24 protein-coding genes and 1 pseudogene are annotated in these 25,540 nt (G+C 53.6%); 10 read left to right on the top strand and 15 right to left on the bottom strand.

Annotated elements, in window-relative coordinates; genetic code table 11:
- Window positions 1-4: 4 nt before the first annotated feature.
- From sdhA to sdhC, 3 genes are read right to left on the bottom strand one after another with little or no spacing between them, the layout of a single operon-like run.
- Window positions 5-1,771, bottom strand: coding sequence for a succinate dehydrogenase flavoprotein subunit (sdhA, locus tag NNN64_RS17645; protein WP_271442213.1), 1,767 nt, complete (start codon window positions 1,769-1,771; stop codon window positions 5-7).
- Entirely contained in the window at window positions 1,771-2,118 is a 348-nt protein-coding gene (sdhD, locus tag NNN64_RS17640) for a succinate dehydrogenase membrane anchor subunit (RefSeq protein ID WP_271442212.1), read from the bottom strand. The genes sdhA and sdhD overlap by 1 nt, the downstream gene beginning before the upstream one ends.
- On the bottom strand, window positions 2,112-2,516 hold the full coding sequence (sdhC, locus tag NNN64_RS17635; RefSeq protein ID WP_271442211.1) for a succinate dehydrogenase cytochrome b556 subunit: 405 nt from the start codon (window positions 2,514-2,516) through the stop codon (window positions 2,112-2,114). The genes sdhD and sdhC overlap by 7 nt, the downstream gene beginning before the upstream one ends.
- A gap of 383 nt (window positions 2,517-2,899) precedes the next feature.
- Between sdhC and NNN64_RS17630 the strand changes: the two are divergent.
- The 3 genes and pseudogenes from NNN64_RS17630 (at window position 2,900) to NNN64_RS17620 (ending at window position 5,727) form a co-directional block, all read left to right on the top strand.
- Window positions 2,900-3,010, top strand: a pseudogene (locus tag NNN64_RS17630) (hypothetical protein).
- Window positions 3,011-3,212: 202 nt separating this feature from the next.
- The gene (locus NNN64_RS17625; protein ID WP_271442210.1) at window positions 3,213-4,496 is read left to right on the top strand and encodes a citrate synthase; all 1,284 of its coding nucleotides are present in this window, start codon (window positions 3,213-3,215) and stop codon (window positions 4,494-4,496) included.
- Window positions 4,497-4,680: 184 nt separating this feature from the next.
- Window positions 4,681-5,727, top strand: coding sequence for an AbrB family transcriptional regulator (locus NNN64_RS17620; RefSeq protein WP_271442209.1), 1,047 nt, complete (start codon window positions 4,681-4,683; stop codon window positions 5,725-5,727).
- Here the strand turns inward: NNN64_RS17620 and nei are convergent.
- Genes nei through ybgI form a run of 8 tightly spaced genes read right to left on the bottom strand, consistent with a single transcriptional unit; the run spans window position 5,724 to window position 12,018 of the window.
- Window positions 5,724-6,515, bottom strand: a complete 792-nt coding sequence (gene nei / locus NNN64_RS17615) for an endonuclease VIII (RefSeq protein WP_271442208.1) — start codon at window positions 6,513-6,515, stop codon at window positions 5,724-5,726. The two genes, NNN64_RS17620 and nei, sit on opposite strands and share 4 nt — an antisense overlap.
- A 14-nt stretch (window positions 6,516-6,529) precedes the next feature.
- On the bottom strand, window positions 6,530-7,174 hold the full coding sequence (pcp, locus tag NNN64_RS17610; RefSeq protein ID WP_202039122.1) for a pyroglutamyl-peptidase I: 645 nt from the start codon (window positions 7,172-7,174) through the stop codon (window positions 6,530-6,532).
- 9 nt (window positions 7,175-7,183) lie between these two features.
- Complete coding sequence (locus tag NNN64_RS17605; protein WP_271442207.1) at window positions 7,184-8,179, bottom strand: DUF979 domain-containing protein; 996 nt, start codon at window positions 8,177-8,179, stop codon at window positions 7,184-7,186.
- On the bottom strand, window positions 8,176-8,898 hold the full coding sequence (locus NNN64_RS17600; RefSeq protein WP_005122560.1) for a DUF969 domain-containing protein: 723 nt from the start codon (window positions 8,896-8,898) through the stop codon (window positions 8,176-8,178). Before NNN64_RS17600 ends, NNN64_RS17605 begins: the two co-directional genes overlap by 4 nt.
- A 54-nt stretch (window positions 8,899-8,952) precedes the next feature.
- The gene (pxpA, locus tag NNN64_RS17595) at window positions 8,953-9,687 is read right to left on the bottom strand and encodes a 5-oxoprolinase subunit PxpA (protein ID WP_271442206.1); all 735 of its coding nucleotides are present in this window, start codon (window positions 9,685-9,687) and stop codon (window positions 8,953-8,955) included.
- On the bottom strand, window positions 9,677-10,609 hold the full coding sequence (gene pxpC, locus NNN64_RS17590; protein ID WP_271442205.1) for a 5-oxoprolinase subunit PxpC: 933 nt from the start codon (window positions 10,607-10,609) through the stop codon (window positions 9,677-9,679). The genes pxpA and pxpC overlap by 11 nt, the downstream gene beginning before the upstream one ends.
- On the bottom strand, window positions 10,603-11,259 hold the full coding sequence (gene pxpB / locus NNN64_RS17585) for a 5-oxoprolinase subunit PxpB (protein WP_271442204.1): 657 nt from the start codon (window positions 11,257-11,259) through the stop codon (window positions 10,603-10,605). Before pxpB ends, pxpC begins: the two co-directional genes overlap by 7 nt.
- A gap of 15 nt (window positions 11,260-11,274) precedes the next feature.
- Window positions 11,275-12,018, bottom strand: coding sequence for a radiation resistance protein YbgI (gene ybgI, locus NNN64_RS17580; RefSeq protein WP_271442219.1), 744 nt, complete (start codon window positions 12,016-12,018; stop codon window positions 11,275-11,277).
- Window positions 12,019-12,307: 289 nt separating this feature from the next.
- Between ybgI and dtpD the strand changes: the two genes are divergently transcribed.
- A complete protein-coding gene (dtpD, locus tag NNN64_RS17575) occupies window positions 12,308-13,789 on the top strand; it encodes a dipeptide permease DtpD (RefSeq protein WP_271442203.1) in 1,482 nt (493 codons plus the stop codon).
- Between the two features lie 52 nt (window positions 13,790-13,841).
- Here the strand turns inward: dtpD and NNN64_RS17570 are convergent, their stop codons facing one another.
- The 4 genes from NNN64_RS17570 to NNN64_RS17555 form a co-directional block, all read right to left on the bottom strand.
- Window positions 13,842-14,756, bottom strand: a complete 915-nt coding sequence (locus tag NNN64_RS17570) for an Rpn family recombination-promoting nuclease/putative transposase (protein ID WP_271442202.1) — start codon at window positions 14,754-14,756, stop codon at window positions 13,842-13,844.
- A 161-nt stretch (window positions 14,757-14,917) separates the two neighbouring features.
- Window positions 14,918-16,336 carry a deoxyribodipyrimidine photo-lyase gene (gene phrB, locus NNN64_RS17565; RefSeq protein ID WP_271442201.1) on the bottom strand — a complete coding sequence of 473 codons (1,419 nt, stop codon included), beginning with the start codon at window positions 16,334-16,336 and terminating at the stop codon, window positions 14,918-14,920.
- Between the two features lie 18 nt (window positions 16,337-16,354).
- Window positions 16,355-16,909, bottom strand: coding sequence for a DUF1722 domain-containing protein (locus NNN64_RS17560; RefSeq protein WP_271442200.1), 555 nt, complete (start codon window positions 16,907-16,909; stop codon window positions 16,355-16,357).
- 97 nt (window positions 16,910-17,006) lie between these two features.
- On the bottom strand, window positions 17,007-17,213 hold the full coding sequence (locus NNN64_RS17555; RefSeq protein WP_003022870.1) for a YbfA family protein: 207 nt from the start codon (window positions 17,211-17,213) through the stop codon (window positions 17,007-17,009).
- 308 nt (window positions 17,214-17,521) lie between these two features.
- Between NNN64_RS17555 and kdpF the strand changes: the two genes are divergently transcribed.
- From kdpF to kdpE, 6 genes are read left to right on the top strand one after another with little or no spacing between them, the layout of a single operon-like run.
- A complete protein-coding gene (gene kdpF / locus NNN64_RS17550; RefSeq protein ID WP_001670793.1) occupies window positions 17,522-17,611 on the top strand; it encodes a K(+)-transporting ATPase subunit F in 90 nt (29 codons plus the stop codon).
- Window positions 17,611-19,290 carry a potassium-transporting ATPase subunit KdpA gene (gene kdpA / locus NNN64_RS17545; RefSeq protein WP_271442199.1) on the top strand — a complete coding sequence of 560 codons (1,680 nt, stop codon included), beginning with the start codon at window positions 17,611-17,613 and terminating at the stop codon, window positions 19,288-19,290. The genes kdpF and kdpA overlap by 1 nt, the downstream gene beginning before the upstream one ends.
- Before the next feature lie 20 nt (window positions 19,291-19,310).
- Complete coding sequence (gene kdpB / locus NNN64_RS17540; RefSeq protein WP_271442198.1) at window positions 19,311-21,359, top strand: potassium-transporting ATPase subunit KdpB; 2,049 nt, start codon at window positions 19,311-19,313, stop codon at window positions 21,357-21,359.
- Between the two features lie 8 nt (window positions 21,360-21,367).
- On the top strand, window positions 21,368-21,934 hold the full coding sequence (kdpC, locus tag NNN64_RS17535; protein WP_271442197.1) for a potassium-transporting ATPase subunit KdpC: 567 nt from the start codon (window positions 21,368-21,370) through the stop codon (window positions 21,932-21,934).
- 10 nt (window positions 21,935-21,944) lie between these two features.
- Window positions 21,945-24,629, top strand: a complete 2,685-nt coding sequence (gene kdpD / locus NNN64_RS17530; RefSeq protein ID WP_271442196.1) for a two-component system sensor histidine kinase KdpD — start codon at window positions 21,945-21,947, stop codon at window positions 24,627-24,629.
- Window positions 24,626-25,303: a two-component system response regulator KdpE gene (gene kdpE, locus NNN64_RS17525; RefSeq protein WP_271442195.1), complete on the top strand. Its 678-nt coding sequence runs from the start codon at window positions 24,626-24,628 to the stop codon at window positions 25,301-25,303. Before kdpD ends, kdpE begins: the two co-directional genes overlap by 4 nt.
- The last annotated feature ends 237 nt before the right edge of the window (window positions 25,304-25,540 follow it).

The raw sequence follows: 25,540 nt of genomic DNA, 5'->3' as shown, positions 1-25,540 counted from the left end.
CGCATTAGTAAGTACGAATCTTCGGCGGGAATGCCGGGCGCAGTTTCGGTTCCATGTTGACTTGACGTCGGGTCATGGATTCCGACTCTGGCAGATACAGGGAATGGCACAGCCAGTTTTCATCATCACGTTCCGGGAAGTCGAAGCGACTATGCGCGCCACGGCTTTCGGTACGGAAGTTGGCGGATACCGCCGTTGCGTACGCGGTTTCCATCAGGTTATCCAACTCCAGGCACTCAACGCGCTGGGTGTTGAACTCGCTGGAGGTATCATCCAGGCGGGCATTTTTCAGGCGCTCACGAATGGCTTTCAGCTCTTCAAGACCTTTCGCCATCGCATCACCTTCACGGAATACCGAGAAGTTATGCTGCATACATTCCTGCAGCGCTTTACGGATCACAACCGGGTCTTCACCGTCGCGGTTACCGTTCCAGCGATTCAGACGCGTCAGAGAGGCATCGATCTCTTCTTCCGTCGCATCCTGCAGGTTACCTTGCTCGGCGATAGACTCCTGCAGATGCAGACCGACCGCACGACCAAAGACCACCAGGTCCAGCAATGAGTTGCCGCCCAGACGGTTGGCACCGTGCACCGAGACGCAAGCTATCTCGCCCACTGCAAACAGCCCAGGAATAACTACATCTTCGCCCTGCTCGTTCACGGTCAACGCCTGGCCAGTCACCTTGGTCGGAATACCCCCCATCATGTAGTGACAGGTTGGAATGACCGGAATCGGCTCTTTCACCGGGTCAACGTGAGCAAAGGTACGAGACAGCTCCAGGATACCCGGCAGACGGGATTCCAGTACTTCTTTACCCAGATGGTCGAGTTTCAGTTTAGCGTGCGGGCCCCATGGGCCATCACAACCACGGCCTTCACGGATTTCGATCATAATGGAGCGCGCCACCACGTCACGACCCGCAAGGTCTTTCGCGTTCGGGGCATAACGCTCCATGAAGCGTTCGCCGTGTTTGTTCAGCAGGTAACCACCTTCACCACGGCAGCCTTCTGTTACCAGCACGCCCGCACCGGCGATACCGGTTGGGTGGAACTGCCACATTTCCATATCCTGCACCGGCACGCCAGCGCGGATTGCCATACCTACGCCATCACCCGTGTTGATGTGAGCGTTGGTGGTGGACTGATAAATACGACCCGCACCGCCGGTTGCCAGCACGGTCGCGCGGGCTTTGAAGTAAACCACTTCACCGGTTTCGATACACAGTGCGGTACAACCGACAATTGCGCCGTCGGCGTTTTTCACCAGATCTAACGCATACCACTCGGAGAAGATGGTGGTGTGGTTTTTCAGGTTTTGCTGATACAGCGTGTGCAACAGCGCGTGGCCGGTACGGTCAGCCGCCGCTGCGGTACGTGCCGCCTGTTCGCCACCGAAGTTTTTCGACTGACCGCCAAACGGACGTTGATAAATGGTGCCATTTTCCAGGCGGGAGAACGGCAGCCCCATGTGATCCAGCTCCAGAATCGCTTCCGGACCGGTTTTACACATATATTCAATGGCGTCCTGATCCCCAATGTAGTCCGACCCTTTAACGGTGTCGTACATGTGCCATTCCCAGTTATCTTCATGGGTATTACCGAGCGCCACGGTGATGCCACCCTGCGCAGAGACGGTATGGGAACGGGTTGGGAAGACTTTGGAGAGCAGCGCACAGGTCTGACCGCTCTGGGAAATTTGCAGCGCCGCGCGCATACCTGCGCCACCGGCACCAATCACAACAGCATCAAATTCTCTGACTGGCAGTTTCATTACACACCCCACACCACAACAAATCCATAAATGACGTAAACCACCAGCGCAACGACAATGGCCAGCTGCAGAATCAGGCGAACTGCCAGAGGTTTAACGTAGTCGGTCAACACCTGCCACATGCCAATCCAGGCATGAATCAAGATGGAGAAAAGCGCCAGCAGGGTGAAGACTTTGGTGAATGCCGATGAGAAGAAACCGGTCCAGGCTTCAAAGGTCAACTCGCCACTGGTGGCGAAGAAGCCGACCATATAGATGATGTATAACGTCAGAACGATAGCGGTGGCACGGACCAGAATGAAGTCATGTACGCCATTGCGTCCTAATGCGGAGGCGTTGCTTACCATACGAGGACTCCTGCGAGAAGTGAAAGCACGACAATGATAACGAAACAAATTTTGGCGGAGCGTGTCCCTGCTTCGAGGGTTTCTTCGAGGTAGCCAAAATCCATCAACAGATGGCGAATGCCCATTACGGCGTGATAGGCCAGCGCAATCAGAATCCCCCACAGAATCAACTCCACGAAGAAATTATTCATAATGGATGACGCGGCGAGGAAACCTTCAGGGGAGGACAGGCTGGTACCCAATAACCACAACAGGATCCCGACCGCCACGAAGGTGATCACTCCAGATACGCGATGGAGAATGGACGCTATCGCCGTGATTGGGAATCGGATCGTTTGCAGATCCAGATTGACAGGTCTTTGTTTTTTCACATTTCTTATCATGAATAACGCCCACATGCTGTTCTTATTATTCCCTTTGGACTTCGGGCACAGAAGAAAAAGACTTCTGTAGTCTGAAAGACGCCGGGATTTCCTTCCTCCGGTCTGCGTGCGGGTCAGACAGCGTCCTTACTATAACTACGCGTCATATAAAACACTGCTTCCAGTTGCTAAAACGACACGTTACAACGCTGGTTGGCTCGGGATTGCAGGGTATTCCGGAGACCTGGCGGCAGTATAGGACGTTCACAAAATCATTACAATTAACCTACATATAGTTTGTCGGGTTTTATCCCGAACAGTGACATAGGTCACGATAACAACATTATTTTAATTTTTAATCATCTGATTTGACAATCATTAAACAAAGTTGTTACAAACGACACCAGAAAAAGCATATAATGCGTAAAAGTTATGGGGTCACTCTTTCACCGGAGATTTAGTTATGTAACAGTGTGGAAGTATTGACCAATACCTTCAGGACAGTTATTAGTGATAGACAGGTTAAATAATTCGGATTGCTAAGTTGTTGATTTGTTGCTAATTCACCATGAGTTAACTGATTTACCTGCAAGCGCCCATTGCTCTGTACCCTGGTTTTCTCCTCTATCGCAGAGCGGCGAGCCGAATAACAAACTGGTAATGGTTAATTGATGAGTTGAAACAGATCTCACCTGAGTAGTCTTAAGTAATAAGGCGCTAAGGAGACCGTAAATGGCTGATACTAAAGCAAAACTCACTCTTAATGGTGACGCTGCTATTGAACTGGATGTGCTGAAAGGTACGCTCGGTCAAGATGTTATTGATATTCGTAGCCTTGGCTCAAAAGGGATGTTTACTTTTGACCCAGGTTTTACCTCTACCGCATCCTGCGAATCCAAAATTACTTTCATCGACGGTGACGAAGGTGTTTTGCTGCATCGCGGCTTCCCAATTGACCAGTTGGCGACCGAGTCCAACTATCTGGAAGTGTGTTATATCCTGCTGTACGGTGAAAAACCGTCACAGGAAGAGTACGACGAGTTCAAAACCACGGTCACTCGCCATACCATGATCCACGAGCAGATTACCCGTCTGTTCCACGGTTTCCGCCGTGACTCTCACCCGATGGCCGTTATGTGCGGTGTTACCGGTGCGCTGGCCGCGTTTTACCATGACTCGCTGGATGTCAATAATGCGCGTCACCGTGAAATCGCCGCTTTCCGTCTGCTGTCCAAAATGCCAACCATGGCAGCAATGTGCTACAAATACTCCATCGGCCAGCCGTTTGTTTATCCGCGTAACGACCTTTCCTACGCCGGTAACTTCCTGAATATGATGTTCTCCACGCCGTGCGAAAAATACGAAGTAAACCCAATCCTGGAACGCGCAATGGATCGTATTCTGATCCTGCATGCTGACCACGAACAAAACGCTTCAACCTCCACCGTACGAACCGCAGGTTCTTCCGGCGCTAACCCGTTTGCCTGCATCGCAGCCGGTATCGCTTCCCTGTGGGGGCCGGCGCACGGCGGCGCGAACGAAGCTGCACTGAAAATGCTGGAAGAAATCAGCTCAGTTAAACACATTCCGGAATTTGTTCGCCGCGCGAAAGACAAGAATGATTCTTTCCGTCTGATGGGCTTTGGTCACCGTGTTTACAAAAACTATGACCCGCGCGCCACCGTCATGCGTGAAACCTGTCATGAAGTACTGAAAGAACTGGGCACCAAAGATGACCTGCTGGAAGTGGCAATGGAGCTTGAGCACATCGCGCTCAACGACCCGTACTTCATCGAGAAGAAACTCTACCCGAACGTAGACTTCTATTCTGGCATCATTCTGAAAGCAATGGGCATCCCGTCCTCCATGTTTACCGTAATCTTCGCGATGGCACGTACCGTTGGCTGGATTGCACACTGGAACGAAATGCACACCGACGGCATGAAAATCGCCCGTCCTCGCCAGTTGTACACCGGCTACGATAAACGCGATTTTAAGTCTGATATTAAGCGTTAATTTGCCGTGCCGGATGGCGCTCATGCTTATCCGGCCTATAAAACGTTCCAGACATAGGCCGGATATGCCGCATGACGTTGCTATCCGGCACATTTCTGCTTTTTATTGCCCCTCGTAGTTTTATTCTTATCGCGCTTTCTCTATGATTTATTAAGCGTTACTTAATATTATTCAGGAGCATGGGATGCCTGTGTTGCGGTGGGGTTTACTGTTTTTACTGTCACTCCTTCTTTCCCTGCTCTTTCTGTCTGTTCATCTCCCGGGTCCCTTGCTGCTTGGGTCGATGATTGTCGGTATTATCTTCAGTATGCGCGGCATTTCACTACAACTCCCTCGCTGTGCATTTCTTGGCGCTCAGGCCATTCTCGGCTGTATGATTGCGAAAAACCTGACTGGCTCTATTTTAACCACGCTTGCGGCGCACTGGCCGGTGGTTATGGTCATCCTGCTGGCGACACTTATCAGCAGCGCGGTCATCGGATGGCTGCTGGTTCGTTACAGCAACCTGCCCGGTAACACCGGTGCGTGGGGTTCATCGCCTGGCGGAGCCGCAGCAATGGTTGCAATGGCACAGGATTACGGCGCTGACATCCGCCTGGTGGCTTTTATGCAGTATCTGCGGGTACTGTTGGTGGTGGGGGCGGCCGCACTGGTCACCCGGCTGGTAATGGGCGACCAGGCACAGGCGGTCAGCGCACAAATTGTCTGGTTTCCGCCACTGAGTATCAACCTGTTCAGTACCCTGATGTTGGCCGCCGTTGCCGGGGGGGCAGGACGCTTGCTGCGTATCCCCTCTGGCGTCATGCTCCTGCCTATGCTGGTGGGCGCATTGCTGAACGCTGGCGGTGTCATGGTAATTGAACTGCCGGAATGGCTGTTGGCAATGGCATATATGGCTATCGGCTGGCAAATAGGCCTGGGTTTTGACAAACAGATATTTTTGATGGCACTGCGTCCGTTGCCACAAATTTTATTGTCTATTTTTTCGCTGATGACGATCTGTGCCGCCATGGCCTGGGGGCTGGCACATTATATGAAAATTGACTTTCTCACCGCCTATCTGGCGACCAGTCCGGGAGGTGTGGACTCCGTCGCAGTGATTGCCGCTGGAAGCCACGCCGACATGGCACTGGTTATGGCGATGCAAACCCTGCGACTGTTCAGTATTTTATTAACCGGGCCGACAGTCGCGCGGTTTATCTCAGCGCATGCGCCAAAACAGCCCGCTTAGTGCTGGCATCCCGGGCACCAGTAAAACGGTCGTGAAGAGAGCATCGTTTTCTCAATAATACCGCCACAGCGCTCACAGGACTCGCCATCCCGATGGAACACCTTAAAGCGAAATAACGCCCCGTGATGCTTATTCTCATCAGCCAGCCCACGGGTGTTGTAGGACAGGCGTGGGATCTCGAGCAACGCATGCGCCAGCGCGCTGAGCTGTTCATCACTCAGTTGCGATGCTTTATGCTGACCGGTCAGTCCAACCTGCCAGAGAATTTCTACCCGCAGATAGTTCCCCAGTCCCGCCAGAAACGCCTGATCCAACAGTAAGCCAGAAAACTGCCGATTGCGAAAACGGGGTGACAGCAAGCGCGCTTTAACCTCCTCAGGCGTTAAACGCAGATCCAGCACGTCCGGCCCTACCCGTTGCAGAAACGGATGGGTCGCCAATTGTGCTGATGTCAGCATCTCAATATCAGACGCGCTATAGAGCAGGATGGTTTTATCATGTGTTTGCAGTTTGACACGCAGCACACGCGTCGTTTCCGGTATATTTCCGGTCTCCACCACCCGCCATACGCCGTAAAGCTGATTGTGGCTGTATAGTGTCAGGCCATTTGAAAAGTGGGTCAGCAATGCTTTCCCCCGCGTTTCAAGCTGGGTGACGCGCTGCCCGATGAGTTGAGACTGATACGGTTTTAACTGCTCAAAGGCAAACCAGACATCCGTCAGCGGTTTGCCTTTGACTGCCGCCTCCAGGTTATCCGCCGCGCGGCGGATCTCCGGGCCTTCAGGCATAATACTGTCCTTGGTTAGTGTGTTGCACCGCCCGTCACTGCAATATCGCTGTCCACCTGCAATGCAGTGTCAATGGCAATTTCCAGCGCCCGGCGCACCGTTTCGCTCGCCATACTTGGCGCTCCGGGGTGCGCGGCGGCCTGTTGTGGCAGATAAGGAATATGGATAAAACCGCCCTTCACTGCCGGTGTGTCGCGTAACGTATGCAGCAGGCCATACATCACGTGATTACAAACAAAGGTACCTGCTGTTTGGGAAACCGAGGCTGGGATACCCGCATTGCGCATGGCCATCACCATCGCTTTGATTGGCAGTGTGCTAAACCATGCCGCCGGACCCTCGGCGACAATCGGCACATCAACAGGCTGCTGACCGTGGTTATCCGCAATACGCGCATCGTCCACGTTGATCGCCACACGCTCAACGGTTATATCTGTACGGCCTCCTGCCTGCCCCACCGCCAGCACCAACGACGGTGACAGCGCGTCAATCGCGGCATTAAGTACGGTTAGAGACTCGCCAAATACGCACGGTAGCTGACGCGCAACGACACGACATCCGGCAATGATAGCATTGTCGAGCCCGGAGACCACTTCCCAGGAAGGGTTAACTGACTCTCCGCCAAAGGGTTCAAATCCGGTGATTAAGACCGTTTTCATCCTTCCTCCTTACAGGAACATCAGGAAATACATCAGGAACACGTTAACCAGCAACAGCAGTATGCCGGTTGGCACCTGCGCTTTAATCACGGCGTTTTTATCCGGCAACTCCAGCAGGGCTGCAGGCACGATGTTAAAGTTCGCTGCCATCGGCGTCATTAAGGTTCCGCAATATCCGGAGAACATCCCAATAGCCGCCATCACCGCGGGGTTACCACCATGCTGCAACACAAGAATTGGAATACCGATCCCGGCGGTTACAATCGGGAAAGCAGCAAATGCGTTCCCCATAACCATCGTCAACAGCGCCATGCCAATGGTGTATACCGCCACGGCGATAAAGCGGCTATCTACCGCGAGGTACTCCTGGGTCAGATACGATATACCACTGCCCACCCCTGCCGCCGTAAACAGCAGCCCGAGCGTCGCCAGAATTTGCGGCAGGATGAACGCCCAGCCGATGGAGTCCAGCAGACGGCGGGCTTCCTGAATGGGCTGATGGACGCGCTCATGGGTCATTTTTATCGCCATTGCCAGGCCAATCAGCGAGCCTGCCGTCATAGAAAAGAGCGTGACCAGCGTGGCGTGATTCCCCGGCCCAAACAGTGCATCCTGCAAGCCCGGAATATGGTTAAACATCAGTACACCGATAACGGTCACCACCGGAATAGCCAGCGCCGGAAAAAACAGGCGATTACCCAGTCGGCTGGCGCTTTCTTCACGCTGCTGCTGGGTGCGTTGATGATAACTTCCCAGTTTCACACCGCCAAACCCGGCAATCAGCGCCAATACGACTACCGCAATGCCGACCGCGATATGTACCGTACGTTTGTCACCAACCAGTGAGTACGTCCAGTCGCCAAGCAGGAACAGCACACCATACAGTCCCCAAAACAGCCCCGTGCTCAGACGACGTGGGTTCGCTTTGTCCTGCCAGGACATCACCGCCACAATCAACAGTACCGCGCCCGCCAGCCAGTAGAGATAGCTTTGCTGAAAATTCATTGCGCTGCTCCTTTCGCTGCCGCATTGGCTTTCGCCACCTCACGCTGCAGATAGTTATCCAGACGCCACAAGCGCGTACCGTGGATCAAGAAGGCGCAAATTGCCGTTGGGATCCCCCACAAAGCAATATGCAGTGGCTCGGTCTGGATCCCACCGGACTCCAGCATAAAGTTGTGCATGAAAATGATCGCCCCAAAGGCAACGAAGATGTCTTCGCCGAAAAACAGACCAACGTTGTCAGTCGCCGCAGACATTGCACGCAGGCGATAACGCACGGCCCCCGGCAATTCACCGTGGTTTTTCTCCGCGGCCCCTTCAGCCATCGGGGCTAATAACGGGCGTACCATCTGAGGGTGTCCCCCCAGGCTGGTCAAGCCCAGCGCGGCGGTCGCTTCACGAATAAACAGATAGACAATGAGCAGACGACCACTGGTGGCGCTACGGATTTTCGCGATCCACGCCTGGGCTCGCTCTTTCAGCCCGTGACGTTCCAGCAGACCAATGACTGCCAGCGGAATCAGCAGGATAAACGGCAGGTTGCGGGTGTTGAGAAAGCCTTCCCCCAGCTTTTCGAGAATAGTGGCGATTGGCATATGCGCTGCCAGCCCGGTGACGATCCCGGCAACGATAACCACCAATACCGGGTTAAAACGTAAAAGAAATCCGACCACGATGACGGCGATCCCCGTCAATGGCCAGAGAGAAATAGCCTCTCCCATAATTAAATCCCTTATGTTGTTGTGTTGTATATTATTGTTTTGTATTAAAAATACTTATGCGCTAATTTGAATATTGCAGGCACTGAACGCGCTGCGCAAACGACGGGCAAAAGCGAGTGCGTGCTCACCATCCCCGTGAATGCATACCGTCTGCGCGGTTACGCTTGCCCATGTTCCACTCTGACTTTTTACTCTCCCGGACTGCACCATTTCTAACGTTTGCGCCAGCGCCTGCTCTTCGTCTTCGATCAGTGCACCTGGCTGACTACGCGGAACCAGACTACCATCAGCCTGATACCCCCGATCTGCAAAAACCTCCTGACGCGTCTCCAGACCATAATGTTCACCGGCACGGATCAATTCGCTCCCCGCAAGCCCTACCAGTATCAATGACGGATCGCAGGCATAAACCGCTCTGGCTATCGCATCGGCCAGCACAGGATCTTTTGCGGCCTGGTTATAGAGCATGCCGTGCGGTTTCACGTGGCGCATCACGCCCCCTTCTGCCCGGGTGATGACAGACAGGGCACCAATTTGATACAGCGTTTGTGCATAAACCGTTTCGGCAGGCAGATTCATAGCACTCCGACCAAAATTTCCCCGGTCCGGAAAGCCTGGGTGTGCCCCCACAGCCACGCCGTTTTTCAGCGCTTCCCGCACACTTACCAGCATGGTTTGTGCGTCCCCGGCATGAAATCCACAGGCGATATTGGCCGATGACACCAGTTGAAGAAGTGTCGCGTCGTTCGCACAGCCTTCACCGAGATCTGCATTCAAATCAATTTTCATCGTTAAGTCGCCATGTTAACTGTTCCAGATAGCGCTGCTGATCGTGACGTGCCTTCAACGCCTCTTCCAGCGAGCACTGAACAAAGTGAATCGGTTGTCCAAGAGGGATTTGCGCAAGGTGATACATATCCGCCTCGATGATACAGGCGATACGCGGATATCCGCCCGTGGTCTGGGCATCGTTCATCAGTACAATTGGCTGCCCGTTATGCGGGACCTGTACCACGCCGGGGAGCAAACCGTGTGACAACATCTCGCGGTCTGTCGTGCGTGTCAGTGGCTGCCCCTGCAGACGATACCCCATACGGTTACTCTGTGGGCTCAGTCGCCACGGCGAGCGCCAGAACGATGCCTGCGATGCCTCGTCAAATTCCTGATATTCGGGTCCAGGTAACGCACGAATGTGGTTGCCCCACATCAACTGTTTTACCCCTTGTGGGCCATTGAATTGTCGTGTTGATACGCCAATCGCCAACTTATCGCCATCGCGTAACAAACGCCCTTCAAACCCGCCAATACCGACTTTCAAATCGGTACTGCGCGATCCCATAACGTCGGGAACATCAATACCGCCTGCCACCGCCAGGTAACTGCGCATACCATGATGCGGGTGTTTTAATGACAGGCGTTGTCCGGCTTTAACTGGCAACCGCCAACCGCTCCATACCGGAGTACGATCCAAATGCGCTTCGCATCCCGCGCCGGTCAAGGCAAACCAACCATCCGCTTCAAACTCCACCACCAGCTGACCTAACGTGACTTCCAGCGCGGCAGCATTCGCATCATTTCCTACCAGCAGATTAGCAACGTTCAATGCCGGTTTGTCCAACGCGCCGCAGTGGCTTACCCCTGACTGACGAAAGCCATGACGCCCCCCATCCTGTACGGAGGTGTACAGGCCAGCACGAATGATGTTTAACATACGCCCTCCTTCTGCGGGACAAAACGTACAGTATCTCCAGCCCGTAACAGGATCGGCTCCTCGCGCTGCGGATCAAAAAGCTTAACGGCGGTACGTCCTATCAGTTGCCACCCGCCGGGTGTTGCAATCGGGTAGATACCGGTTTGTGAACCGCCGATCCCCACCGAACCTGCCGGAACAAGTAAGCGCGGTTCAGCTCGTCTTGGCGTATGCAATGGTTCAGGTAAGCTCCCAAGATAGGGAAATCCCGGCTGAAACCCTAAAAACCAGACGACATAATCAACTGACGCATGCAATTCAACGACCTGCTTGTCGCTCAAACCACTGTGCCGGGCAACTTCGGCCAGATCGGGCCCATATTCGCCGCCATAGATAACGGGGATTTCGACAAAACGCGAATCCGGCTCCATCGCCTCGCTCTCTTCCCACCAACTTTGCAGGCGTTCAATTGCATCCAGCGCCAGCGTCTGCGGGGAATTCAGGATCACCGTGATATTGTTCATCCCCGGGATGGCCTCAAGTACATTCGGAGCATCAGCCAGACGCTGAGCCAGACGCCAGATGCGTTTCTGAGTTGCCAGCGTAATCGGCGGTTCCAGCTCCAGAACCACCGCAGTTTCACCTAACAGATAACAACGCGCTCGCTGCACTTTCGTCCCTCTTTATTAGGCTGGGTTAGGGATGTCGATGAACGTCACATCCAGATCGGTATTTTCATTCAGCCATTCGCTCAATGCACGAATACCACCGCGTTCGGTAGCATGGTGACCGGCAGCATAGAAATGCAGTCCCTGCTCGCGGGCAGAGTGAATGGTTTGTTCAGAAACTTCCCCGGTAATGAAGGCATCAACACCAAAGCGGGCCGCACTATCAATGAAACTTTGACCGCCCCCCGTACACCAGGCAACACGCTGAACGTTTTCAGGCCCGGTATCGCCGCACCATAACGGTTTACGTCCCAGACGCGCTTCAATCCAGGATGCCAGTTCCAGCCCCGGAACGGGCATGGAGAGTTCCCCCCACGGTACCAGAGGCTCTATTTCCCCCATCACAGTGATGCCCAACAGCGCGGCCAGCTGCGCGTTATTCCCCAGTTCGGGGTGGGCATCCAACGGCAGATGCCAGCCATACAGGTTGATATCATTTTCCAGCAGCGTTTTCAGACGTCGGCGCTTCATGCCGCGAATCACCGGAGATTCGCCCTTCCAGAAATAACCATGATGAACGATGACCGCATCGGCCCCAAGGCGAACAGCTTCATCCAGTAGTGCCTGGCTTGCGGTTACGCCGGTCACGATTTTTTGCACCGTTTCTTTGCCCTCAACCTGCAAACCATTCGGTGCATAGTCGCTTGTGGCTGCGCTGTTCAGCTTGTCATTAATCAGTTGTTCCAGCTCGGTGTTTTTCATCATCGTCCTCGTTGTCATAAATTCTGCCTGCTCAATCAGCAACACAGCCTCAGTTAAAATAGCGTCCTCACCTACGTTCGTCGATAGCCATTTCGCTGACACATCAAGAAACAATCACGCGGCCTGTAAACGTAAATTGCTTACCACCATGAGATCGTATTCATGTATATTTATGCAATCAGACAGCATATTGCAAAAATAATCAGATCTGTATCAAAGTTACAACTTTAAGGAAACACACTCACACGGCACGTTCCTTCCGTCGTGAGGCATTTACTTCGAGAAAATAATGAATAAACAAGCATCTCAGCCGCGCGCAATTTATTACGTCGTCGCGCTGCAAATTTGGGAATACTTCAGTTTTTATGGCATGCGTGCACTGCTGATCCTGTATCTCACTAACCAGCTTAAGTACAACGATAATCACGCGTATGAACTGTTCAGTGCTTACTGTTCGCTGGTGTATGTCACGCCGATTCTCGGGGGATATCTGGCGGATAAAGTGCTCGGTAACCGTATGGCGGTAATGATTGGCGCATTTTTGATGGCAGTGGGACATCTGGTCCTGGGCGCCAGTGAAATGGCTCCGGCGTTTCTCTACTTATCTCTGGCCATTATTGTCTGTGGCTACGGTTTGTTTAAATCCAACATCAGTTACCTGCTGGGTGAATTGTATAAACCGGAAGATCCGCGCCGTGACGGAGGATTCTCTCTGCTCTATGCCGCCGGTAACATTGGTTCAATTATTGCCCCTATCGCCTGCGGCTATGTGCAGGAAGAGTACAGTTGGGCAATGGGCTTTGCGCTGGCCGCTATCGGTATGCTGGCCGGGCTGGTCATTTTCTTATGCGGGAATCGTCATTTTGCTCACACCACCGGCGTCAACAAAGCCGTGCTGTGTGCCAAATCGTTCATTCTGCCGAACTGGGCCTGGCTGCTGGTTCTGCTGGTCGCCGCACCACTTTTAATTACCGTCCTGTTCTGGAAAGAGTGGTCCGTGTACGCGCTGATTGTCGCCACTGTCATTGGTTTGGCGGTTCTGGCAAAAATCTACCGTCAGGCGCAAACGCAGAAACAGCGTAAAGAACTGGGTCTGATCGTAACCCTGACCTTCTTCAGCTTGTTGTTCTGGGCCTTTGCACAGCAGGGTGGTAGTTCCATCAGCTTGTACATCGACCGCTTTGTTAATCGCGACGTGATGGGATATTCAGTCCCAACTGCCATGTTCCAGTCAGTAAACGCCTTCGCCGTCATGTTGTGCGGCATCGTGCTGGCCTGGGTGGTCAAAGAAAGCGTGAGTGGCAATCGTACCGTTCGTATCTGGGGTAAGTTTGCTCTCGGTCTGGGGTTAATGAGTGCTGGTTTCTGTATTCTGACCTTAAGCGCCCGCTGGTCCGCCGCATATGGGCACTCCTCTATGCCGTTGATGGTTTTAGGGCTGGCAGTTATGGGTTTCGCCGAGCTGTTTATCGACCCGGTCGCCATGTCACAAATTACTCGCATTGAGATCCCAGGGGTAACCGGCGTACTAACCGGCATCTATATGCTGCTTTCCGGGGCCATTGCCAACTACCTGGCGGGTGTGATTGCTGACCAGACATCACAGGGTGCGTTTGATGCTTCCGGTGCCATCAACTATTCCATCAACGCCTATATTGATGTCTTTAGCGAAATTACCTGGGGCGCGCTGGCCTGTGTGGCGCTGGTGCTGTTGATTTGGTTATATCAATCACTCAAATTTAAAAACCGTCCTCTCGCGGTAGAGTCCTGAGTTTACGGGCCCGACGATGTAATATCACTCGGGCCCGTTATTTATCCGCAGGTTACGAATTCTTTGCCGCTAAATCCTCTTCAGACAGACCTGTAACCAGTAACACCATTTCGCGATCTATTCCCTGCGCCAGCATAGTTTGCGCTATACGCAAAGCGGCTTCGTGTTTACCTTGTTGTAACCCTTGTTGTAATCCTTCCTGTAATCCATCTAACCTTAACCGTTCTGCAATAGTCATCAGCCTCTCCTTATGTTGGGGGATCCGTTGCGCCATCTCTTGCAAAAACTCATTGAAGCGAGATTCATCACCGGATTGCAGAATGTAATTAAACATCGCCTGGAGTTGCGTGTCATTAGCACATCCAGTAAGGATCAGTGAGGCCAGCTGTTCTACCAACCCTATCAAATCCCGCTGGCGGATATGCTTTTGCATCAGTTCCAACAACGCCATTCGCCTGTGCGCCATGATTTCGTCATCCGGCACCACCGTGATATCCACCAGCGGAAATGTGTTGGCATAAAGTTGCCGGGCCGCCACAGGATCGGCGAACGCATCCAACCAGCATAGTGAATACGGGTACGGGCTTCGACAGCCATGATAAAACAGCATCGGTATTACCATCGGCAGTTCCTTGTGCCCGGCATCCAGATGGCGCTGCATGGCTGCTATCGCATAACGCAGCAGACGAAAAGCCATATGCGGATCGGCTGAACTTTGGTGCTCGATTACGACATAGACATAGCCATCGCCGTCGCGTGTGCGCAGCGACCAGAGCACATCGGAGTAGCGGGAACGCAAATCTGCTTCAATAAAGCTCTCGGACTCTAACTTCAGCGTATCCAAATCGCAAAGTGTTCGCAAAGAAGCAGGAAGATGTATGTCGAGGAAATCCCGCGCAGTTTCGGGATGGTATAAAAACGTTTTAAATACCGCATCATGCGGTGTGGAAGTCGTCGGCGTTATCATCGTGTTCCGTCACCTGAAAAGAAGATAACGGAACTTTACTGCCCGGGGAGCACCCCGCACATCCAGCCATTAGCAGACTTGCGCGCCCCCTTCAGCGCTAAATATGTACGACTGCAACATATTCATTCTGCTGGAAGGCATTACACAGAAATCTTCTACCCTCACGCCTTACGCGCTGCCTCATAGGCAGCCAGCGTGGTTAACCTTGCCTGCTTATGATCAACAATCGGACGAGGATAATTGAGTGTCACCTGCATTTTTTCCGCCCACGTCCACGGTTCATGAACGGCTTTTCCCGGTACATCGCGTAATTCCGGTACCCATTGGCGGATAAAATCACCGTCACGGTCGAATTTCTCCCCCTGCGTGGTGGGATTAAAAATACGGAAATACGGCGCAGCATCCGTTCCGGTAGAAGCTGCCCACTGCCAGCCACCATTATTCGCCGCCAGATCGCCGTCGATCAGTTGTGACATGAAATACTGCTCACCTTTTCGCCAGTCGATCAGCAGGTCTTTCACCAAAAAACTCGCCGCGATCATGCGTAAACGATTGTGCATCCACCCTGTGCCGTTAAGCTGGCGCATCGCCGCATCGACGATTGGATACCCGGTATTCCCCGTCTGCCAGGCCTGAAAATGCGTCACGTTATTTTGCCATTGCACACGATCGGTCCAGCGAATAAAGGGTTGATGCCGACACAGCGCGGGGTAATACGTCAGTAGATGGCGGTAAAATTCGCGCCAGATGAGCTCGTTTAACCAAACGCTCCCGGCGCCTCCCTCTAGCGCCTGAGGCTGCTCGACTAACAAACGGTGCAGACACTGGCGCGGCGATAACCCGCCGGTGGCAAGGCTTGCCGACAACCGACTGGTACCTTCGTATGCCGGAAAATCACGTTGTTGCTCGTATTCCGCCGCGCCCTGCTGGCAAAACTGACGTAATTGCGCGATAACCGATTTTTCTTCTACCGGGAAAAGCGCCACATCAAAATCCTGCTGCGGATAGTTGAGCGTAACTGGCGTTGATGGGGAGGGAATTGCGCCGCTTTCGCGGGCTTTTGGTGCCGCAACACACTCTGGGATACTGTCTTTTAACCGCTTCAGCCAGGCATTTTTAAACGGTGTAAAGACTTTATACATCTCATGATTCCCGGTCATTACCGCGCCCGGCGCCAGGATTACGCTATCGTCAAAGCCCTCACACACCACCTGGGGTAATGATTTTTCTACCTGAGCATCGCGCTGGCGTTCGTTGATTTCGTACTGATAGTTATAAAACAGTCGGCTAACGTCATGCTGTGCGCAGACATTTTTGACTATCTCTACGCTGGCTGTGAAATCCTCAACGTCATAAACCAGCAGCGGGATGCCTTTTTCTGCCAGCGCCGTTTGCAGCGCATTCAACTGCTTGCCGACAAACGCCGCCTGACGCGGTGACATATCATGCGCTTTCCACTGTGCCGGCGTGGCAATATATAACGCCAATACCCGTGCAGAACGATCCCGACATGCCGCTGCCAGCGCAAGATTGTCATGCAGACGTAAATCTCGCCGAAACCAGACCAGATGAGTGGTCATAAAACTCCCGAATAAAAATTAAGCTTTGCCGTGTAAACGCAGAATCGCAGGCCAGAGTTCAAAGTAACGTTGCCCGGACAACCAGCTGTTCGGGTGTTCCGTCATATAGTGTTGGAGGAGCATCAATGGCGCAAGCAGCGGCTGCATCTCACGTCGATAGTTATCGATTATTGAGGTCAGTTCCTGACGTTGATGCAGATTGAGCTGGTTACGAAAATAACCCTGCACATGCATCAGGACATTAGTATGGTTGCGTCGGGTCGCGTTATTAAACAGCAGATGAATCAACCGCAAACGGTACTCCGTATAAAAAGCATCGAGGCTTGCCCATTCGTGGATTGCGGCAACAAAAGGGCCGAGCTCACGATACTCCGGTTGGGAATGTGCCAGTAGCACCAGCTTGTAACGGGTGTGAAAATCAATCAATGCACCACGTGATAATCCGCTCTGGCGCAGTCGGTGCAATTCATGCAAGGCATAAATACGTACCAGCGTATTCTCGTCAAACAGAAATTTATCGTTCGCTTCTGTGGTCAGACAGGCGCGGATACCAACAGAAATTCTCTTGCTCATCGCCACTCCTTATCCGTTACACAGGTAAGTGTAGACTGCGACGTATAAAAAAACCGCCACATTGCTGTTGGCGGTTTTTTTGAGCCTGAACGGTAACTTAGTAGAAATCGCAGGTGGCTTTTTCAGCCTGCTCCATCCACACCGGCTTATCACTGGTTTTCGACCAGACGCGATGCAGGTAGCTGTAAAAACGGGCACGGTCTTTCCAGAACAGCATGACCGGCAGCGCCAGAACACCAGCCACTACGGCAAAGGTACGGCGCAAGAAAACAATGTGTGCTGGATATTCTTTATAAAAGTCCATAATCCTCTCCCATATATCTGTTCGGTGAATCGCACCGGAAAAATAAACTTGGTTAACTGATGAAAATAATACCGCCTTGTGTGTAATTTTGCTACTCATCCGACCACTTATTTTTATCTATTGATGCTCCGTTTAACCTAAATTCGTAAGTAAGTTACATAAAAGTTAAATTAATACTAATCATTAGTTAAATAATGGTCTTTGCCATTTTTATACTTTTTTTACACCCCGCCCGCAGATTTTTGCGAAATCTTTGCAACCAAAAACCTACGCTCTGGTTATCACATTTATGCCACTGGAGGTGCACTGTGAGTGCAGGCGTGATAACCGGCATTGTGCTGGTCTTTTTGTTACTGGGTTATCTGGTGTATGCCTTGATTAATGCGGAGGCGTTCTGATGGCAGCGCAAGGATTTTTACTTATCGCCAGTTTCCTGCTGGTGCTGTTTGTTATCGCCAGGCCGCTGGGCTTTGGGCTGGCGCGTCTTATCAACAACACCTCCTTACCCGGCCTTGCAGGCGTTGAGCGTGTGCTGTGGCGTGGGCTGGGTATTTCACAGCAGGAAATGACCTGGCTGCACTATTTGCTGGCGATCCTCGCACTGAATATCCTCGGTCTGCTGATACTGTTTGCGATGTTGATGGCACAAAACCTGCTGCCGCTCAATCCGCAACAGTTGCCGGGGCTTTCGTGGGATCTCGCGCTCAATACCGCTGTTAGTTTTGTGACCAACACCAACTGGCAGTCCTATGCAGGCGAAACCACTTTAAGCTACTTCAGCCAAATGGCCGGCCTGACCGTGCAGAATTTCCTGTCTGCGGCGACAGGTATTGCAGTGATCTTTGCCCTGACTCGCGCCTTTACGCGCCAAAGTATGAACACGCTGGGGAATGCCTGGGTGGATCTGGTCCGCATTACGCTGTGGATATTACTGCCGATTTCTCTACTCATCGCGCTGTTTTTCATCCAGCAAGGTACGCTGCAAAACCTGCTGCCTTATCAGGCGATCACCACGCTTGAAGGGGCAAAACAACTGCTGCCGATGGGGCCTGTCGCCTCACAAGAGGCCATTAAGATGCTCGGTACCAACGGTGGCGGCTTTTTTAATGCCAACTCCTCACATCCGTTTGAAAACCCAACCGCACTGACCAACATGGTACAGATGTGGGCGATCTTCTTAATTCCCACGGCGCTGTGTTTCGCCTTTGGCGACGTCGTGGGCGATCGTCGACAGGGACGCACCTTGCTATGGGCTATGTCGCTCATTTTTGTTGTTTGTGTGGCGGTTGTAATGTGGGCCGAGGTGCAAGGTAACCCGCATCTGATGGCGTTTGGCGCAGATAGCAATATCAACATGGAAGGTAAAGAGAGCCGCTTTGGCGTGCTGGTCAGTAGTCTGTTTGCGGTCGTCACGACGGCCGCATCCTGTGGCGCAGTTATTGCTATGCACGACTCCTTCACTGCGCTGGGCGGCATGGTACCGATGTGGTTGATGCAGATTGGCGAAGTGGTGTTCGGCGGTGTGGGGTCAGGGTTGTACGGCATGCTGTTGTTCGTGCTGCTGGCGGTCTTTATTGCCGGACTGATGATTGGCCGCACTCCGGAGTATCTGGGTAAAAAAATCGATGTCCGCGAAATGAAAATGACCGCGCTGGCGATTCTGGTTACCCCTGCGTTGGTGCTGCTTGGGACAGCGATAGCCATGATGAGCGATGCCGGGCGTAGCGCCATGCTCAATCCTGGGCCGCATGGTTTTAGCGAGGTGCTGTACGCAGTCTCGTCTGCCGCCAATAACAACGGCAGCGCTTTTGCCGGATTAAGTGCCAACAGTCCATTCTGGAACAGCCTGCTGGCCGCGTGCATGTTCTTCGGCCGCTTCGGCGTCATTATCCCGGTGATGGCGATTGCCGGTTCACTTGTCGGTAAAAAGAGTCAGCCCGCAAGTCCCGGCACGCTACCTACCCACGGTGCGCTGTTTGTTGGATTGTTGATCGGTACGGTGTTGCTGGTTGGCGCCCTCACCTTTGTTCCTGCGCTGGCGCTTGGCCCGGTAGCAGAATACCTCTCTTTACGTTGAGTGATGCGGAGCACATGACTATGAGTCGCAAGCAACTGGCGCTGTTCGAACCTTCTCTGGTCGCACAAGCGCTAATGGACGCAGTGAAAAAATTAAGTCCACATACTCAGTGGCGTAACCCGGTGATGTTTATCGTCTGGCTGGGCAGTCTGTTGACCACCCTGTTAACGGTAGCGATGGCGACAGGCCATATGTCAGGTAACCCAGTGTTTACCGGCGCGATAAGCCTCTGGCTGTGGGTGACCGTTCTGTTCGCTAACTTTGCGGAAGCGCTGGCTGAAGGGCGTAGTAAAGCGCAGGCCAACAGCCTGAAAGGGGTCAAAAAAACCGCCTTTGCCCGTAAACTTCGTGAACCCAAATATGGCGCGCAAATGGATCACGTGCCAGCCGAGGAGTTACGCAAAGGAGATATCGTGCTAGTGGAAGCTGGCGATATTATCCCTTGTGACGGCGAAGTTATCGAAGGTGGTGCCTCGGTGGATGAAAGCGCCATTACCGGGGAATCCGCGCCAGTAATCCGTGAATCCGGCGGCGATTTTGCCTCCGTCACTGGCGGGACACGCATTCTCTCGGACTGGCTGGTGATAGAGTGTAGCGTCAATCCCGGAGAAACATTTCTCGATCGAATGATTGCCATGGTCGAAGGCGCACAGCGACGTAAAACGCCAAATGAAATCGCGCTGACGATCCTACTGATTGCGCTGACTATCGTCTTTCTGTTGGCAACCGCCACACTGTGGCCGTTCTCTGCCTGGGGCGGCAGTGCGGTCAGCATCACGGTACTTGTCGCCCTGCTGGTCTGTCTGATCCCCACCACGATCGGTGGGCTGCTCTCCGCGATTGGCGTCGCCGGGATGAGCCGCATGCTGGGTGCGAACGTTATCGCCACCAGCGGACGTGCGGTAGAAGCGGCTGGCGACGTCGATGTCCTGCTGTTGGATAAAACCGGCACCATCACGCTGGGTAACCGCCAGGCCTCTGATTTTCTGCCCGCCCAGGGCGTGGACGAAAAAACACTGGCCGACGCGGCACAGCTTTCATCACTGGCCGACGAAACGCCGGAAGGTCGCAGCATCGTTGTCCTGGCTAAACAGCGCTTTAACCTGCGTATTCGTGACGTACAGTCGCTCCATGCCACCTTTGTGCCGTTTACCGCGCAGAGTCGGATGAGCGGTATCAACATCGACAACCGGATGATCCGCAAAGGCTCCGTAGATGCTATTCGTCGTCACGTCGAAGCCAACGGCGGCCACTTCCCTGCCGATGTAGAGCAGAAAGTCGAAAACGTTGCTCGCCTTGGCGCGACGCCGCTGGTCGTTGCTGAAGGTTCGCGGGTGCTGGGTGTGATAGCCCTGAAAGATATTGTCAAAGGTGGGATTAAAGAACGTTTTGCTCAGCTGCGCAAAATGGGCATCAAAACGGTGATGATCACGGGCGACAACCGCCTGACTGCTGCAGCAATCGCCGCAGAGGCGGGAGTGGATGACTTTTTAGCCGAAGCGACACCGGAAGCCAAGCTGGCACTGATCCGTCAGTATCAGGCGGAAGGTCGATTGGTGGCGATGACGGGTGACGGAACCAACGACGCCCCGGCACTGGCGCAGGCCGATGTCGCGGTCGCGATGAACTCCGGGACCCAGGCCGCTAAGGAAGCGGGCAACATGGTGGATCTCGACTCTAACCCCACCAAGCTGATTGAAGTGGTGCACATTGGTAAACAGATGCTGATGACGCGCGGATCGCTGACCACCTTTAGTATCGCCAACGACGTGGCGAAATATTTCGCCATCATCCCGGCTGCGTTCGCCGCAACTTACCCGCAGCTTAACGCACTGAACGTCATGCGACTGCATTCGCCGGATTCTGCGATCCTGAGCGCCGTCATCTTCAATGCGTTGGTGATTGTGTTCCTGATCCCACTGGCGCTGAAGGGGGTGAGCTATAAGCCGTTATCCGCTTCCGCCATGCTGCGCCGCAATCTGTGGATCTACGGTCTGGGCGGCCTGGTTGTGCCGTTTATTGGTATCAAAGTGATTGATTTACTGCTGACCCTGCTGGGTCTGGTGTGAGGTTTCAGATGAGTGGATTACGTCCTGCATTATCAACATTGATTTTCCTGATGCTTATCACCGGCGGTGTTTATCCGCTGCTGACCACCGCGCTGGGGCAGTGGTGGTTCCCCCACCAGGCTAACGGGTCACTTCTGCGTGAGGGTCAGATAATTCGCGGTTCTGAACTGATCGGGCAAAATTTTACCGCCGCGGGTTATTTTCATGGACGCCCGTCGGCAACGGCAGAAGTACCCTATAATCCAATGGCTTCGGGTGGCAGCAACCTGGCAGCGAGCAACCCGGAGCTGGATAAGCAGCTACAAAGCCGAATTGCCGCACTGCGTGCTGCTAACCCACAGGCTAGCCCTGTTGTGCCCGTGGAACTGGTCACCGCGTCAGCCAGCGGTCTGGACAATAACCTGACACCTGATGCGGTCACCTGGCAAATTCCCCGCGTGGCGCAAGCCCGCAACCTCAGCGTTGAAGAGGTTACGCAGTTGGTTGCACACTATACACAAAAGCCGCTGGTCAGTTTCATCGGCCAGCCGGTAGTGAACCTCGTGGAACTTAATTTAGCGCTGGATAAGCACTGAGAAAAAGGACATGCATAGCGAACCCCTACGCCCCAACCCCGATCGCCTGCTGGAGCAGACCATCGCGCCGCACCGGGGAAAACTGAAAATTTTCTTTGGCGCTTGTGCGGGCGTAGGGAAAACCTGGGCCATGCTGGCTGAGGCACAACGGCTACGATCGCAGGGGTTGGATGTGCTGATTGGTGTGGTGGAAACCCACGGGCGCAAGGAGACCGCCGCACTGCTGGACGGTCTCACCGTGCTACCGCTGAAACGTCAGGCACACCGTGGACGGCATATCAGCGAGTTCGATCTTGATGCCGCCCTCGCCCGCCGCCCGCCGCTGATTTTGATGGACGAACTGGCGCACAGCAATGCGCCAGGATCACGCCACCCCCGGCGCTGGCAAGATATTGAAGAACTGCTGGAAGCCGGGATTGATGTTTTTACCACCGTTAACGTTCAGCATCTGGAAAGTCTGAATGATGTGGTCAGCGGCGTCACCGGTATTCAGGTGCGCGAAACCGTTCCTGACCCGTTTTTCGATGCCGCTGACGATGTGGTCCTGGTCGATCTCCCCCCCGACGATTTGCGTCAGCGCCTGAACGAAGGCAAGGTCTATATTGCCGGTCAGGCAGAGCGTGCTATCGAGCATTTCTTCCGCAAAGGTAATTTGATAGCGCTGCGTGAACTGGCCCTGCGCCGCACCGCCGATCGGGTAGACGATCAGATGCGTGCCTGGCGGGGACGCCCAGGAGAAGAAAAAGTCTGGCATACCCGCGATGCCATTTTACTGTGTATTGGACACAACACCGGCAGCGAGAAACTGGTGCGAGCCGCTGCACGCCTGGCGGCACGTCTCGGCAGCGTCTGGCATGCGGTCTATGTTGAAACACCGGCACTACACCGGCTACCCGAAAAACAGCGGCGGGCAATCTTAAGCGCGCTGCGACTGGCGCAGGAACTGGGGGCGGAAACCGCCACTCTCTCCGACCCTGCCGAAGACAAAGCCGTTGTCCGTTATGCCCGGGAACACAACCTGGGGAAAATTGTGCTCGGGCGTCCGACAACCCGTCGTTGGTGGCGCAGCGATTCCTTTGCAGACAAGCTGGCTCATCGCGCACCAGACCTCGACCTGATGATTGTCGCACTGGACGATCCCCCTTCTCGTCAGACATTACAAACCACGGATAACCGCACCTTTAAGGATAAATGGCGGGTACAAATCCAGGGTTGCGTGGTCGCCGCTGCATTGTGTGCTGTTACCACATTGATTGCCATGCAGTGGCTGGTCGCATTTGACGCAGCCAACCTGGTGATGCTCTATCTACTGGGCGTGGTGGTGATCGCCCTGTTCTACGGGCGCTGGCCGTCGGTGGTGGCCACGTTTATCAACGTCGCCAGCTTTGATCTCTTCTTTATTGCTCCACGCGGCACGCTTGCCGTATCTGACGTCCAGTACCTGCTGACCTTTGCCGTGATGTTAACGGTCGGTTTGGTTATCGGTAATCTGACCGCGGGGGTGCGTTATCAGGCCAGGGTTGCACGCTATCGTGAGCAACGAACGCGGCACCTGTATGAGATGTCGAAAGCACTGGCTGTAGGGCGCAGCCGGCAGGATATCGCGGCTACCAGCGAACAGTTTATTGCCTCGACGTTTCAGGCCCGTAGCCGGGTGTTATTGCCTGACGAAAACGGGAAGTTGGTTCCCCTGACGCATCAGCAGGGTATGACACCGTGGGATGACGCCATTGCCCAGTGGAGTTTTGACAAGGGGCAGATGGCCGGTGCCGGCACCGACACATTACCAGGCGTTCCCTATCAAATTTTACCGTTAAAAAGCGCCGATAAAACCTATGGGCTACTGGTGGTGGAGCCAGGAAACCTGCGTCAGCTGATGATCCCGGAACAGCAACGCCTGCTGGAAACCTTCACCCTACTGGTGGCCAGTGCGCTGGAGCGCCTGACTCTGACGGCCAGTGAAGAGCAGGCCCGCTTTGCCAGCGAGCGAGAAAGTATTCGCAATGCACTGCTCGCCGCCCTGTCCCACGATTTACGCACGCCGCTGACGGTGCTGTTCGGTCAGGCGGAGATATTAACGTTGGATCTGGCAAGTGAAGGTTCACCACACGCTCGCCAGGCCAGCGAGATCCGCCAGCACGTGCTTAACACCACCAGACTGGTCAATAATCTGCTGGATATGGCGCGAATCCAGTCTGGCGGCTTTAATCTTAAGAAAGAGTGGCTAACGCTGGAAGAGGTGGTAGGCAGCGCCCTGCAAATGTTGGAGCCCGGGCTGGCAACACCCATTAACCTGTCACTTCCGGAGCCGTTGACGCTGGTACACGTTGATGGGCCACTCTTTGAGCGGGTGCTGATCAATCTGCTGGAAAATGCCGTCAAATACGCAGGTCCGCAGGCGCAAATCGGTATCGACGCCCAGGTCGACGGCGAGCATCTGCTGCTGGATGTTTGGGACAATGGGCCCGGTATTCCTGCCGGCCTGGAACAACGTATTTTCGACAAGTTTTCCCGTGGAAACAAAGAATCATCGGTACCAGGTGTTGGGCTGGGGCTGGCAATCTGTCAGGCGATTGTCGACGTGCACGGTGGCACGATTTCTGCTCATAATCGTCCGCAGGGAGGGGCGTGTTTCCGTGTTACACTGCCGCAGGAAGCGCCCCCTGAACTTGAAGATTTTCATGAGGATATGTGACAAACGTACTGATTGTTGAAGATGAACAAGCCATTCGTCGCTTTCTGCGCACCGCGCTGGAAGCGGATGGCCTGCGTGTGTATGAAGCGGAAACGCTGCAACGTGGTCTGTTGGAAGCCGCCACACGAAAACCCGATCTCATCATTCTCGACCTCGGTCTTCCGGACGGTGACGGCATTGATTTTATCCGCGACCTGCGGCAGTGGAGCGCCATCCCGGTGATCGTGCTGTCAGCCCGCAGCGAAGAGAGCGATAAAATTGCCGCGCTGGATGCCGGTGCCGATGACTATCTCAGCAAGCCATTCGGCATTGGCGAGCTACAGGCTCGTTTACGCGTGGCACTGCGGCGCCACGCTACTGGCCCCTCCCCTGATCCCGTGGTGCAATTTTCAGATGTAAAGGTGGATATTGCCGCGCGTCTGGTTCATCGCGGGGATGAGGAGGTTCATCTGACGCCAATTGAGTTTCGCCTGCTGGCCATACTACTCAATAATGCCGGAAAAGTGCTGACCCAACGCCAGTTATTGAATCAGGTGTGGGGACCGAATGCCGTTGAACACAGCCATTACTTACGTATCTATATGGGCCATCTGCGCCAGAAACTGGAGCTGGATCCGGCTCGCCCACGCCATTTTCTTACCGAAACCGGGATCGGCTATCGGTTTATGCCTTGAACGAATGCCGGGTTCAGCATGTACCCGGTTACATCTAATCACTGTGCTCAATATGACCCACGTGACAAATTATTATGGGTAACGCTTGATTTTATTTAATACATCCTGTTACTTGCCGCACGACTGCATATACCACAACAAAAAAAATTAAATATAAAAACAAAAAAAATAAAACAAACAAACCTTTTCTAAATATTACACAAGAAATTACTTATCACAACCCTGACATTATAAACC

Source organism: Citrobacter sp. Igbk 14 (assembly GCF_028069825.1).
Classification (GTDB): domain Bacteria; phylum Pseudomonadota; class Gammaproteobacteria; order Enterobacterales; family Enterobacteriaceae; genus Citrobacter.
The sequence above is the reverse complement of the archived record's forward strand: the minus strand, read 5'-3'. Positions and strand labels throughout refer to the sequence as shown.